Raw genomic sequence first — 13,845 nt, forward strand, 5'->3', positions numbered from 1 at the left:
ATGGATAGTTTCCTGATTGGCGCCTCGCAGATTTTTATGATCACAACGCTTGCCTATATGATCGCCGGATCCATCGCCGGTATTGTCGCAGCAGCCATTCCCGGCTTCACGGTGACCATGGCCATCGTGCTGACGCTGCCGCTCACCTTCACCATGGAGCCCCTGCAGGGCATTGCAGTGATGTTATCGGTTTATGTCGGTGGCTATACAGGCGGTCTCATTTCGGCAGCCCTGCTGGGCATTCCCGGCACGCCCTCATCGGTCGCCACGACTTTTGACGCCTTTCCCATGGCCCGTGGCGGCGAAGCGGGCCGCGCGCTTTCCATGGGGGTCTGGGCTTCCTTTTTCGGCACGGTCATTTCCACCATCGTGTTGATCGTTGCCGCGCCTCCTCTGGCCATGATTGCTGTCAAACTGGGCCCTTGGGAATATTTCTCTCTCATTGTCTTTGCTCTGACCATCGTTGCCAGCCTTGTGGGCGAATCCGTCATTCGCGGCTTGATCGCAGGGCTGATCGGTCTGGCCATGTCTACGGTTGGCAGTGATCCGATCTTGGGGCGTTCGCGCTTTGATTTCGGTCTTGAAACCCTTGAGACAGGCCTGCCATTTCTCGTCGTGCTGATAGGCATTTATGCTATCTCGCAGCTCGCCTCAGAAGTGGAAGACGCCAAAAGCGTAAAATCGGGCAGTAAACTGGTGACTGGCGCCATTGATTTCCAGACATGGAAAGTCATGCGTGAGGTTCTGACCCGCCCGGTCAACCTTATTCGGTCTTCGATCATCGGTGTGCTTATTGGCGCTCTTCCCGGTGCGGGGGGCTCCATCGCCAACCTTGTGGCCTATGATCAGGCCAAACGGTCGTCCAAAAATCCTGACGCTTTCGGCACAGGCACGCCGGACGGCATTGTTGCCTCAGAGGCTGGCAACTCGGCCACTGCCGGTGGCGGCCTTATACCGATGATCGGGCTTGGTATTCCCGGCTCGGCCGTTGATGCCATCCTGATGGCATCCTTGATGGTGCATGGCATCTCGGTCGGCCCGCGCCTCATCATGGATCACTCGGATCTGGTCTATGGCATGTTCATCGCCATGGCTGTTGCTTCCTTCATCATGTTGATCGTTGCCACCTTGTCCATGCGCCTTTTCCTGCGTGTGGCAGAAGTACCCAAATGGATCATCGTACCGGTGGTGATGATTTGTTGTGTGGTTGGCGCATTTGCGCTTAACAACCGGGTGTCTGATTTGTATCTGTTGGGCTGTATTGGCGTCTTCGGCTATGCCTTGCGGGCGCTCGGCTATTCTCTTGCCCCCTTGGTTCTGGGCGTCATTCTGGGCCCGATTGCCGAAACAAACCTGCGCAGGGCCTTGATGACCAACGAGGATCCAACCCTGTTTTTCACCCGTCCAATCAGTCTTTTGTTCTTGATCGCTGCGGTCGTTTCGATTGTCTGGGCCATCAGAGGACATATGAAGAAACGCAAGACAGAAGAAAGGCTCTTCGATGCTGCTGCGTCATGATCCCATTTATTCATCCCGCCGCTCACCGGTTCTTGCCGACAATGTCGTCGCAACATCGCAGCCTCTTGCCACGCAGGCAGGTCTGACGATTCTGCAAAAGGGAGGCAACGCCGTTGACGCGGCGATTGCTACGGCTGCAACCCTGACCGTTGTTGAACCCACGGGCAACGGCCTTGGGTCCGATGCCTTCTGCATCCTCTGGGATGGCAAGCAACTGCATGGCCTCAATGCATCTGGTCGGGCTCCCGCAGCCTGGAAGCCAGAGCGCTTTCCCAATGGCATGCCACAGCATGGTTGGGATAGTGTGACGGTTCCCGGTGCGATCAGTGCCTGGGTGGAGCTTTCGGCTCGCTTCGGCAAGCTCGATCTGGCCCAGGTTCTGGCGCCAGCCATCCGTTATGCGGAAGAAGGCTTTATTGTCTCTCCTGTCATTGGTGAACTGTGGGCGCGTGGCGCGGCAACGCTGAAAAGCCAGCCCGGTTTTGCAGATCATTTCATGCCCGGTGGGCGCGTGCCCAAGGCGGGCGAACGCTTCGTGAACAAGGCGGCTGCGAAGACCCTCAAAGCCATTGCCGAGACCCATGGCAAGGCCTTTTATGAAGGTGAGATTGCCGAGAAGATTGTTGCCTTTGCCAAGGCCAATGGCGGCGCAATGGCAATAGAAGATCTGGCCGAGCACGAGGCCGATTGGTGCGGCACCATCAGCCAAAGCTTTGATGATGTGGACTTGCACGAGATTCCGCCCAACGGACAGGGGATCGCCGCCTTGATGGCGCTGGGTATTCTTGAGAATACGTCCATCCGCGACCACGGTCCGGATGATCTGGCTGCTGTGCATCTTCAGCTTGAAGCCATCAAGCTGGCTTACAGCGATTTGCATCGCTTTGTGGCTGACCGTCGCTTCATGACCGAAGTGCCGGAAACGGCCTTGCTCGATCCAGATTATCTGAAGGCGCGGGCCGCCCTGATCAGCATGGATCAGGCTCAAAATCTCGGTCATGGTGCCCCCAAGCGCGGCGGCACGGTGTTGCTCAACACTGCCGATGCGTCCGGCATGATGGTCAGCTTCATCCAGTCCAACTATGCGGGCTTTGGCTCAGGCGTTGTTGTGCCCGAAACCGGGATTGCACTTCAGAATCGCGGCTTTGGCTTCGTTACGGAAGAGGGACATCCCAATTGTGTGGGGCCGAAAAAGCGCCCGTTCCATACGATCATCCCCGGCTTTGCCATGAAAAATGGGGCACCGCTAATGGCCTTTGGCATGATGGGTGGACCAATTCAGGCACAGGGCCATATGCAGCTCTTGCTCAGAACCCAGCTTTGGGATCAGGATGTGCAAACCGCCGCCGATGCACCGCGCTGGCGCATGATCGAGAATCTCGATGTGGCGTGCGAGCCGACCATGCCTGAAGCGCTTCTGGAAGGGCTTACGGATCTTGGTCATCGCATCCAGATTGAATCGCCCGACAATGCCTTCGGCTTTGGCGGGGCACAGCTAGTCCAGAAGCTGCCAGACGGGGGCTATGCTGCCGGGTCCGATCCTCGAAAGGATGGGCAGGCCGCAGGGTTCTAGGTGCTTGAAAGGTCCTTTGAGGCGAAATATAGAGCGTTCCTTTGTTGTTTGAAGCATGAAGGGGCGCTCAAGGCAGAAGTAATAAGAAGCAGACTGGCACGCGACCAGATCTTATAATCGGAGGAATCATGAATTTTCTCAAACGCATTGGTATCGACACCTATATGGTGCTGCTGATCGCGACAGTATGTCTTGGTTTGCTTATCCCGGCCCATGGTATCGCCATGGTCGGGCTTGGTCATGTGACTTTCTGGGCGGTGGCGCTGCTCTTTTTTCTCTATGGTGCCAAGCTTGATGCCAGCTCTGTCAAGGCGGGCCTGATGAACTGGCGTCTTCAGGGGCTTACCTTTCTGGCCACCTATCTGGTGATCCCTATTATCGGTCTGGCACTGGCGGCCATCTTTGGTCCGCTGCTTGGCGGTACGGTGACGCTGGGGCTGCTGTTTCTGGCGGTGCTGCCTTCCACGGTTCAGTCTTCCATTGCCTTCACCTCGATTGCCGGGGGGAATGTGCCTGCAGCCATTTGCGCGGCTTCCGTTTCAAACATGATCGGTGTGGCGTTGACGCCCGCGCTTGTGGCTCTGTTGATGCATCAGGGCAATGGCGGGGTGAGTTTTGATGCGGTGGTAAAGATCAGCACGCAAATCCTCTTGCCCTTCATTCTGGGCCAGCTGGCGCGGCCGCTTATCGGTGCTTTTATCGCCAAGCATAAATTCCTGACCATGATCGTGGATCGCGGGTCCATCTTGCTGATTGTCTACAAGGCGTTCAGTTCGGGCACGACCTCGGGCTTGTGGAGTGCAATTCCGATGACCAGTCTGGCGATGCTGTTTGTCGTCATCCTTATTTTTCTGGCTTTGACCATGGCAGCCATGGTGTTTGGCGGTCGGCTGTTCAAGCTTGATTATCCAGACCGGGCGGTGCTGTTCTATTGCGGTTCAACCAAGAGCCTTGCCAGCGGGTTGCCCATTGCCAGCGCGCTGTTTGCGGCTGACAGGGTTGGCGCCATCGTGCTGCCGATCATGATCTACCATATGAGCCAGTTGCTCGTTTGCGCCTATGTCTCGCAGAAGGCTGGCCGCGCGCAGTTGGCTGCGAATGGAGAAGGTGCTTTGGCCAATGGAACGGCCAAGTAAGACGTTTCACAGTCCATGCCGATAATATGAAAAGGGTGCCATACGGTTTTGTATGGCACCCTTTTTGTTTGATGATTTGATATGTGGCCGTGATCGGCTGGCATATGAAATCTAGCGCCGAGCGAGGGCCGTCCTAGATATCTTCACATCAGGCAATGACAGGCCGCCTACGCCTTTGGCGCTGTCCTCGTCTGTCTGCACAGATGTGTCGACGATGGTGATGACAGACATGCCGGGCACAAGTCGGTTGGAATTTTCCTGATTGCTATCAATGGAAATTCGGACAGGAACCCGCTGGGCTACCTTGGTGAAGTTGCCGGTGGCATTGTCTGATTTGAGCACGCTGAACTCAGACCCCGTCGCCGGAGAAAAGCGTTCCACATGGCCCGTGAAGCGCCTGTCATTCTGCGCATCCACGGTGAAGCTCACCGGCTGGCCAATGCGCATTTTTGCCAGCTGGGTCTCCTTGTAGTTGGCTACCACCCAGACCTCTTTGGGAACCAGATGGGTGGCGGCAGTGCCTGCCGTAACATATTGCCCTACATGGACGCCGATCGTGCCCAGAACCCCATCGCGCGGGGCGGTGATGCGCGTATGCTCAAGGTTGATTTCGGCCAACTCAACCTGCGCTTTGGCGCTGGCAACGGCAGCTGTTAAAGCATCGCGGTTGATGTGGGTGGTGCGCACGTGCTGCTGAGCCACAATGAGCGCGGCTTTCTGGGCATCAAGAGATGCCTGCGCCTGATTGAATGTGGCGCGATATTGATCAGCCTGGCTGGTGGCGGCAAATCCCTTTTCATGCAGTTTGCTGGTCCGGTTGAGATTAAGGCGGGCGATTTCTAGAGCGGCCTTGGTACTGGCCCGTTGAGCCTTGGCCTGATCGACCTGAGCCTTGGCGGTTTCTTCGTTGCTATCGGCATTTTGCAGGGTTACTTCGGCTTCCTGCAAGGCTGCCTTGGCTTGAGCTAACTGTTGGACATAGATGCGGTCATCTATGCGGATCAGTGTTTGCCCCTTGGTGACATGCTGATAATCCTGTACAGGCACAGCCACGATATATCCGGCCAGTTGCGGACTGATCGTTGTGACGCGCCCCTTGATATAGGCGTCCTCGGTGCGTTGCAGGTTCGTTGCGTTGAAGGGCGGCAACCCCCAGACATAGAGCACCACGAAGATGCCACACAGACCAAGGGCGATGGCCACATAGGTTGCGATGGTTCGTAGAAATTTGGGCATGATAAAAAGCAATCTTGTAATGGTCAGGCCGCAGTGGCAGCCATGGTTTGTTTTCTGGCCCGATGGAGCTGGATGAGGCGTTCCACACCAAGCAGGCAAAAGGTGAGAGCAGAGAGAAAGGCCATGAGCAAAAAGGCATCATTATACGCCAGCACATAAGCCTGACGGGATGCGGCACTGGCAAGCATGGCGACCCCTTGCGCACTGCGCTGGACCGGATCAGTGATCGCGGAAGCTACGCTGTGGCCATAAAGCTGGATGCGGTGCGCCACATCGGGGTCTGTCATGACCAGCGACTGGGTAATGGCGTGGGAATGGAATTTCTCTCTGATGATGACAAAGCTTCTGAAGAAGGCCGAGCCCATCATGGCGCCAATCTTCTGCGTCGTGATGAAAAGGCAGATGAAGGACATGATATAGTCAAAACCCTTGCGGAAGGCGGCAATCATGCCAAAGGACATGGCTGCTGGCATGAACAGGCCGCTGGCAAAGGCAATCAGGGCTTGCGAGACATACATCTGTTCCGGTCTCGTCTGAATTGTCAGATGACTGTTCATCCATGAGCCGATGCATAGAAGCAAAAGGGCAAACATCTTCAGATAGATCTGCTTGCCGATTTTCAGCACGAAGCAGCAAGTGATGCCAGCCGTAATGGAGACGGCGAAGATCATTGCGTAGAAGGGGATCAACTGATCGCCGACAACACCCATTTGCCTGAAGAACCCCACCGCACCGGTGGTCTGTTCCGAACAGATAATTCGATAGAGGAACAAGGCGACGATGAATTGCAGGATCTCCCGCGATGTCAGCCAGCGGATGTCGATAAAGGGCGTTTTGCGGTTGACCTCAACGGTAGCAAACAGGGTGGCAGCCAGAAGGCTGGTCACGACGATCCAGCCAAGCCAACGGGCCTCTGTCCACCAATAGGTCGTGCCGACCGTCCAGAGAATGCAAAAGCCGCCCATTGCGATGGCAAGCGCAGGAAAACTGATGAAATCGGCCTTCTCGATTACCTTGCGCCGGGCGGGAGATTGCAGGGGGCAGACATAGATCGCGGCAATAGCCATCAAGGTCAGTCCGAATTCCAGCATGAACAGGCCCTTAACGCCCCAGACATCGAGCAGATAAGGCGAAACCATGCCGGCCATTGGACGACCGAGGGTCACCATGGTGGCGCCAAGGCTGATGCCGATTGTCATTTTTCTGGCGGGCGGCAGGGTCTCCATCATGTAGATCATGGTTAGCGACGTGAGGGACGCGCCCGCAATGCCTGAGAAAAATTCCACTATGAGCGCCATTTGCAGAGTGTGTACCGTCAGTCCCAGAAGTGAGACCAGCAGATGCACGATGATGGCGATCTCGGCAAACTTGCGGATTCCATATTGCAGCCGGATCTTGAAAAGGAACAAGGTGAGGCTGACATTGGGTGCCAGATAGGCTGCCGTCAGCCAGGAAGCTTCCGCCGGAGTTGCGCCGATGGGGCCGGCAATCTGATAGAGATTGACCGATAGTGAGCTGAAGCCAAAGCCATAGGCGAGCCCGACTATCACGGCAACCAGCACATAGGCAGCCTTGACCGGCAAGGGGCGAGGGCCCAGCGGCATGCGTCTTGGCAGGTTGGCGATTTTAGGCCTTGGTGGTGGCGCGGTTGGGGCAGGGCTGGCTGTGCCCTTTTGAGAAGCCGTGGGCTGCTTCTCAACCAGCTTTGCTGATAGATTTGACATGTAGGCTCAGTCGCTTTTTTCGCCAACGCAGGCCGAGGCTGATTGCAATACGGAAATTGCGACCTCCAGATCCCTTGTTGGTATATCGCCAAATACCTCCTGGCGAATGGCCTCCCCAATTGATTTAACCAACTGGCCGCTTGCTTCTCCCTGCTCGGTCAGATGGATCTTCTTGACGCGTCTGTCTCGTTCATCTGGAAGCCTGCGGATCAGATCATGATCTTCCATTCTGTCGAGTAGCCGCACGACAGTGGCTTGTTCAAGCCCTAGTTGGCACGCCAGTTCCCGTTGGGTCATGTCTGGCGAGCGGACTAAAAGCATGAGGGCCCGGCCACGGGTGTAAGTTAGGCCATGAGCGGTGACGCGGGCATCGAACAGCGTTTTCAGCTTTCGGCTCAGCTTGGTCAGGGATTCCAGAAATTCTTTTGTCAGATGGTCTTCAAGATCATTCATGAGAAAATAGATAGTATGCTAACTATTAGTATGTCAATTATTTATTTTTGAGGGGTCTGTCGGAGTTTGGTCCTTTGGCAAGCCTGATGAGAGGGGATTTGGAGGGCATTGAAGCCGGCTGCCGCAATAGCGGGTAAAAGGTCATTCAGTTGTAACATTGGCGAAATATTCGAACGGAACTGGAGTTCGCGCTGCATCTGTCCTGCCGAATCGCGGTCGGTGCATGCAGGTTCCCTTGATATTAGGAAGTGATATGAACCAATCTCTGTCGGTGAAGAAACGCATTTCTCTGGTGGTCAATCCAGATGCCGTATTCTCTCAGGAAGGTTTGCTGGAGCATATATTCGGGCGCTTCTTTCGCGGCTTGGTCTATGCCCAGATCTGGGAAGACCCCGTTGCGGACATGACTGCGCTGCAGCTTGGCTCCGATGACGATATCGTTTGCATTGCTTCGGGTGGTTGCAATGTGATGTCCTATCTCTGCGCCCAGCCAACTTCAATCTCCGCGGTGGACCTCTCTCCTGCGCATGTGGCGCTCAACCGGCTCAAGCTCGCAGCTGCGCGTCACCTGCCAGATCAGGCGAGCTTCTATGACTTTTTCGGCCATGCGAACCGGCCTCACAACATCACGCATTTTGATCAATATCTTGCACCCCATCTTGACGCGGATACGCTGCGCTATTGGGACAAAGCCTCTCTTGTGGGCAAGCGCAAGAGCATGTTTCGCAAGGGACTATACAGACATGGGCTGTTGGGGCGCTTTATCGGGCTGGTTCATCTTGCAACGCGCATTGGTCGCGTGCGGTTTGAAAGTCTGTTGCAGGCCAAGACACTTGAGGAGCAGGCCTTGTTTTTCGAGCAGCAGATTGCGCCGCTCTTTGAAACAAGCTTTGTGAGATTTCTTGCCAGACGGCGTTCCTTGCTCTTTGGTCTTGGCATTCCGCCAGCGCAATATGACAAGCTCGCAGCAGATCGGGATGGCGATATCGTGTCGGTGCTGCGCGAAAGGACGCGAAAGCTCCTTTGCGATTTTCAAATCGGGGACAATTACTTCGCCTGGCAGGCGGCCAATCGCGGCTATGCGCCGGATGGCAAGGGGCCTGTTCCGCCCTATCTGGAGGCGCAGTATTTCGAAATCCTGCGTGCCAACGCAGACAGGGTGACGGTTGCCAATCAATCCATTACCGAGATGCTGGCGAGCCAGCCCAATGGCAGCAAGAGCGTCTATGTGCTTTTGGATGCGCAAGACTGGATGAATGACAGGCAGCTGAACGAGCTCTGGACTGAAATCACCCGCACCGCACGGTCGGGCGCGCGGGTACTGTTCCGCACAGGTGGTGTTGAGGATATTTTGCCCGGTCGCGTGTCTGCTCATCTGCTGGATCAATGGATCTACGACGACGAAGCATCCCGCAAGGCAACGGCTGAGGATCGCTCAGCGATTTATGGTGGCGTGCATCTATATCGTATGGGCAGGTGAGAGAATGGCTTGTTCCGGTGAGACACAAGGCAACCATGCCGGATTGATGGATGACATCTACCGCTATCAACGCCGGATCTATGATATCTCGCGTAAATATTATCTGCTGGGACGGGATCGGCTGATCATGCAGATGGAGCCCGCCGAAGGGGCTCATATTCTCGAGATCGCATGCGGTACCGGGCGGAATCTGGATTGCATCAGCAGGCGTTATCCCGGACGCTCTTTGTATGGGCTGGATATATCAGAACAGATGCTTGCCACGGCGCGCGGCAAGTTGGGCGTACGGACTGAGTTGGCGCAGGGCGACGCCTGTGCCTTTGATGCCACGAGCCTTTTTGGTCGGGACGGGTTCGATCATATCGTCATGTCCTACAGTCTTTCCATGATCCCGGATTGGCAAGGTGCACTCCGGGAAGCGCTCAGACATCTTGCTCCGGGAGGCACTCTGCATATTGTTGACTTTGGCGATCAGGCCCGGTTGCCAAAGGGGTTCAGGCTGCTGTTGTTGGCATGGCTGGCGACGTTTCATGTCACGCCTCGCGAGGCCCTTGCCGAGACCCTTGAAACCCTGTCGCTGAGCCTGCCGGTCAATATAGAGCATGCATCTTTGTTTCGGAATTACGCTCAGATTGCTCGGATCCATTTGCGGCTCTGATTTTGTGCCTCGCAGTCCCCGGTTTTACATTCCAAAACTTTGGAATTTCTTCTGTTTAGATCGCTTTTGGAAGTCTTGTGAATGTTGGTGTTGGATGCCTGATGTTGTTTTTATATAAAAATATTTCTGTTTAAATGTGTCCAAAATAATCTTCTCTACCGCAATCCCCATAGGGCAGATGTAGCAGTATTCCGCCGTTTATTTGGGATTTCTCAATGTAAACAAACTGTTAAATGGGCGGCGAGAATCGGTATCAATATTGTCAAATTGACACAAAAGCCCTTTAATGAAATATTTAGATATAAATGTGTCCAGAGCAGAAAATACAATAATTACAAAACTTAACTCGCGCCTTACGCGTTCTCAAGGGGAGAGTAAAAATGGCTTCAGGTATTCGCACCGAACTCGTCAACCGATATAATGTTTCAGGTTCAAACAACGGGCTGTCCTCAGCATATGGGGTGCACAGCCTGACCATCGGCGACCACACCTATGTGTATGTGGCCGCTCAATACAACGATGCAATCACAGTCTTCGAGTTGGAGGCCGACGGGAGCCTGACGCCTGTTGAATCCTACAATGATACGACAAGCGCGCTGCTGGATAGTGTTTCAACACTAACATCGACCACCATTGGAGGCTCCACCTATCTGTTTGCCAATTCAAATGGCTATTATGGGGAAGGCATCACCTCCTTCAAGGTCAATAATGATGGCACGCTAACACCTGTTGATACCGTGGCTGAAAGCTCCACCGTTGAACTGGATGGTACGATCGGTAGCATGAGTGTCACAACGGTGGGAACAACCCAGTTCTTGATCGCCAGCGGGCGAGATGATGATGGCGTGAGCGTTTTCAGAATCGGGACCGATGGTACGTTGGTCAATACGTCTGATTATGATGACGCGTCCAACGTAAATTATGGCTTGAATGGCGCCATGGGCGTAACGACCGCCAAGGTCGGGACGAGCACTTATGTTTTTGTTGCCGGTTACTATGACAGCGCCGTCACCGTTATGCGGTTGAATCCCAACGGGACGATGACCTTTATCAATACTGTTGAGAATACCGGCGATCTAAATCTGTCTTATGCCACGGAGCTGACAACTGCTGTCGTGAATGGAACCACATATTTGTTTGTTGGTGGCTCCTCTTCTGCTGGTGTCAGTGTGTTTTCTGTGGCCGCTAACGGAACCCTGACCAACGTCTTCAATACTCAAAGTGACAATTCTACAGAGCTTAGTGGCGTCTTGGGGCTAGAGACCTTTACGCTCAATGGCCAAACCTATCTCATGACCAATGGTGCAAACTATAGTAGTCTGAGTTACTTCAGCGTGGGCAATGATGGGTCTTTGACGTTGGTGGATACCGTGAGTGACGATGAAACCGTCAATCTCTATGGGACGGATTATTCAGACATCGTGACCATTGATGGGCATAGCTATGTTATTGCCACGGGCAGCAGCGAAAGCGGCGTATCGGTTTTCGAGCTGGGCGTTGAGAACCCGATTATCGGGACGGCCGGGCCAGACTTTCTTGAAGGCACAGACCTTGCCGATACGATGGATGGCAAAAATGGCAATGACATCATAAGCGCCTATGGTGGCAATGACACGGTCCATGGTGGTAACGGAGCTGACGTCATTTTGGGCGGAGATGGTGACGATATCATCTATGGCGATGATGATAATCTGCAGACACTGTCCAATACAGTCACCGTACCGAGTACGCAGCAGCAGCTCTCCATTTCTGCAACTCTGCCTGCAACATCGAATACGAATTCCATTGATGTGTCCGGCTTCATTAGCCGTGATGCGATGAAGACATCCGATTTCAATATCGTTTATGTCATCGATGTTTCCGGCTCGATGGGGTCAAGCTTCTCCGGCAATGAAACCGTTCCGGACATGAACGGAGATGGCTATGCAAACGAACTCATCGATGGCGCCATTACCGCTTATGAATCGGTGACAGATTCTCTGGTGAGTGCAGGACTGTCTGGTTCCAACCTGGCTGTTGTTGCCTTCTCGGGTTCTGCCACGACCATTTATAACGGGACCGTTGGGGGCAATGTCGACAGTGTTCTGGAAACGTTGAATGCTAGCGGAAGTACCTATTTTGAAGCTGCGCTCGACCAGACAATTACGGCTCTTAATGGCATGGGGACAGGCGAAAATCATGTCTTCTTCATGTCTGATGGTGCACCTGGCGATCAGGGAGCCTATTCAGATGAAGTCTCGACCTTGCTGGCGGCCAATGGGCTGAATGCAACCATTCGGGCGATTGGTTTGGGAACCGGTGCCAATATTGATGTACTGGATCTGGTCGATGATGGTCTGGACAACGACACCGCTGAACGCGTGCTGACACCGTCTGCCCTGACCTCCAGTTTGACCGGTGCGCCTGTGCAGGCAAGCGAAGTTGCGCGTATCGAAATTCTGGTCAATGGCAAGGTCGTGGAAACAATCAGGCCAGCCGAATTCACCAGTACACCTCTCGGCCTGAGATACTCGGCCACTGTCAATGGCCTGTCGACTTCGGCCAATGACCAGATCGTAGTCCGGATGGTTGCGTCTGATCCCGCTCATACAACAGCGAGAGTGGGAGTGACATTGAAGAATGCAGGCACTGGCGATGGTGATGATATCTTGTTCGGCAATGATGGCAGTGACACCATCATGGGCAATGGCGGCAATGATACTATTCATGGTGGCCATGGCGATGACGTCTTGTCAGGCATGTCTGGGAATGACGTACTCTTTGGCGGTGCCGGTGCTGACAAAATGTCGGGTGGTAGCGGCAACGACGTCTATTATGTCAATATGGCCCGCGATACCGTCACCGAATATGCGCGTGGTGGGTTCGACAAGATCAACTCGCACATTTCGTTTAGCTTGATGCAGGATGGTCAGAATGTCGAGAGCTTGAACCTCTTGGGTGACGCCAATCTCAAAGGCTATGGTAACGCTGCCAATAATGTTATTTCCGGGAATGCGGGCAACAATGTCCTCTATGGCTTTGCGGGAAATGACAAAATTTATGGCAACAATGGCCGGGATACCCTGATCGGTGGTGATGGCAATGATAGCCTTTATGGTGGCAATGGACTTGATACCATGCGGGGTGGCGCTGGCAATGACATCTATTTTGTCGAAAGTTGGGGCGACAAAGTCGTCGAAGTGGCCAAAGGGGGCATTGATAGCGTCAATAGCACTTCAAGCTTCTCTCTCAATCTGAATGGCGCTTTTGTCGAAAATTTGAACCTTACGGGCAAGGCAAACATCAACGGGATTGGCAACGGGTTGGCCAACAAGATTGAAGGCAATTTGGGAAATAATATCCTGAATGGTCTGTTAGGGAATGACAAGCTCTTTGGTTATAAAGGCAATGATCGCCTCAATGGTGGTGATGGCGCTGATCGGCTTGATGGTGCCAACGGCAATGACATTCTGGATGGGGGCAATCATAATGATGTCCTATTTGGTGGCAACGGCAATGATACCCTTTATGGCAGAAATGGTGCCGACAGCCTGTTCGGAAATAGCGGCAACGATATCCTGCAAGGTAACCTCGGGGCTGACCGCCTGAATGGTGGCAATGGCATGGACCGGATGTATGCCGGTGTTGATAATGTTCGTGACGTGTTCGACTTCAACACGGTTCTGGAAAGCCGTGTCGGGGCCGCTGTCCGCGACAAGATCTTCCAGTTCGATCGTGGGGAAGACAAGATTGATCTTTCCGGGATTGATGCCAACACATCGGCTGCGGGCAATCAGGCCTTTGCTTTTACGGGCCATGTCGCCAAAGCGCATTCGGTCTGGTGGGTCGATACAGGCACTGATGTTGTTCTTCGAGGAGATAACAACGGTAACAATGTTGCTGATTTTGAAATTCAGATCAACGACATCGGTGGGCTGAATGCGGGTGATGTCATTCTGTGATGCATCGCTGACTGCTTCTGGGCTGAAGCTTGAGGCATAAACTAAAAGCAGCATCCCATTATAGGATGCTGCTTTTTTCATTTTTTCATGCTTTTGGGGTGGGCATTTGAACCGCGGCGCTATGGA

9 protein-coding genes are annotated in these 13,845 nt (G+C 53.9%); 6 read left to right on the forward strand and 3 right to left on the reverse strand.

Annotated elements, in window-relative coordinates; genetic code table 11:
• From ACKPCT_RS19180 to ACKPCT_RS19190, 3 genes are all read left to right on the forward strand, one after another.
• Positions 1-1,518: a tripartite tricarboxylate transporter permease gene (locus tag ACKPCT_RS19180; protein WP_319567667.1), complete on the forward strand. Its 1,518-nt coding sequence runs from the start codon at positions 1-3 to the stop codon at positions 1,516-1,518.
• A complete protein-coding gene (locus ACKPCT_RS19185; RefSeq protein ID WP_319567668.1) occupies positions 1,502-3,091 on the forward strand; it encodes a gamma-glutamyltransferase family protein in 1,590 nt (529 codons plus the stop codon). The genes ACKPCT_RS19180 and ACKPCT_RS19185 overlap by 17 nt, the downstream gene beginning before the upstream one ends.
• 128 nt (positions 3,092-3,219) lie before the next feature.
• Entirely contained in the window at positions 3,220-4,227 is a 1,008-nt protein-coding gene (locus ACKPCT_RS19190; RefSeq protein ID WP_319567669.1) for a bile acid:sodium symporter family protein, read from the forward strand.
• Between the two features lie 111 nt (positions 4,228-4,338).
• Here ACKPCT_RS19190 and ACKPCT_RS19195 read toward each other — a convergent pair whose 3' ends face one another.
• From ACKPCT_RS19195 to ACKPCT_RS19205, 3 genes are read right to left on the reverse strand one after another with little or no spacing between them, the layout of a single operon-like run.
• Complete coding sequence (locus tag ACKPCT_RS19195) at positions 4,339-5,463, reverse strand: HlyD family secretion protein (RefSeq protein ID WP_319567670.1); 1,125 nt, start codon at positions 5,461-5,463, stop codon at positions 4,339-4,341.
• 23 nt (positions 5,464-5,486) lie between these two features.
• Positions 5,487-7,187, reverse strand: a complete 1,701-nt coding sequence (locus ACKPCT_RS19200) for an MFS transporter (RefSeq protein WP_319567671.1) — start codon at positions 7,185-7,187, stop codon at positions 5,487-5,489.
• Between the two features lie 6 nt (positions 7,188-7,193).
• Positions 7,194-7,640, reverse strand: coding sequence for a MarR family winged helix-turn-helix transcriptional regulator (locus tag ACKPCT_RS19205; RefSeq protein ID WP_090075323.1), 447 nt, complete (start codon positions 7,638-7,640; stop codon positions 7,194-7,196).
• A gap of 253 nt (positions 7,641-7,893) precedes the next feature.
• Between ACKPCT_RS19205 and ACKPCT_RS19210 the strand changes: the two genes are divergently transcribed.
• The 3 genes from ACKPCT_RS19210 (at position 7,894) to ACKPCT_RS19220 (ending at position 13,719) form a co-directional block, all read left to right on the forward strand.
• Positions 7,894-9,120 (forward strand): DUF3419 family protein, encoded by a 1,227-nt coding sequence (locus ACKPCT_RS19210; protein WP_319567672.1) that lies wholly within the window; start codon positions 7,894-7,896, stop codon positions 9,118-9,120.
• A 4-nt stretch (positions 9,121-9,124) separates the two neighbouring features.
• Complete coding sequence (locus ACKPCT_RS19215; RefSeq protein WP_090075325.1) at positions 9,125-9,778, forward strand: class I SAM-dependent methyltransferase; 654 nt, start codon at positions 9,125-9,127, stop codon at positions 9,776-9,778.
• A 380-nt stretch (positions 9,779-10,158) separates the two neighbouring features.
• Complete coding sequence (locus tag ACKPCT_RS19220; protein WP_319567673.1) at positions 10,159-13,719, forward strand: VWA domain-containing protein; 3,561 nt, start codon at positions 10,159-10,161, stop codon at positions 13,717-13,719.
• Positions 13,720-13,845: the final 126 nt, after the last annotated feature.

Origin of the sequence: Cohaesibacter marisflavi (assembly GCF_963665895.2) — a bacterium.
In the GTDB taxonomy this organism is placed as follows: Bacteria; Pseudomonadota; Alphaproteobacteria; order Rhizobiales; family Cohaesibacteraceae; genus Cohaesibacter; species Cohaesibacter marisflavi.

Coding starts and splice junctions, on each gene's coding strand:
- ACKPCT_RS19205 (WP_090075323.1), bottom strand. CDS start 7,640: ATGAATGATCTTGAAGACCATCTGACAAAAGAATTTCTGGAATCCCTG.
- ACKPCT_RS19215 (WP_090075325.1), top strand. CDS start 9,125: ATGGCTTGTTCCGGTGAGACACAAGGCAACCATGCCGGATTGATGGAT.
- ACKPCT_RS19180 (WP_319567667.1), top strand. CDS start 1: ATGGATAGTTTCCTGATTGGCGCCTCGCAGATTTTTATGATCACAACG.
- ACKPCT_RS19185 (WP_319567668.1), top strand. CDS start 1,502: ATGCTGCTGCGTCATGATCCCATTTATTCATCCCGCCGCTCACCGGTT.
- ACKPCT_RS19200 (WP_319567671.1), bottom strand. CDS start 7,187: ATGTCAAATCTATCAGCAAAGCTGGTTGAGAAGCAGCCCACGGCTTCT.
- ACKPCT_RS19220 (WP_319567673.1), top strand. CDS start 10,159: ATGGCTTCAGGTATTCGCACCGAACTCGTCAACCGATATAATGTTTCA.
- ACKPCT_RS19195 (WP_319567670.1), bottom strand. CDS start 5,463: ATGCCCAAATTTCTACGAACCATCGCAACCTATGTGGCCATCGCCCTT.
- ACKPCT_RS19210 (WP_319567672.1), top strand. CDS start 7,894: ATGAACCAATCTCTGTCGGTGAAGAAACGCATTTCTCTGGTGGTCAAT.
- ACKPCT_RS19190 (WP_319567669.1), top strand. CDS start 3,220: ATGAATTTTCTCAAACGCATTGGTATCGACACCTATATGGTGCTGCTG.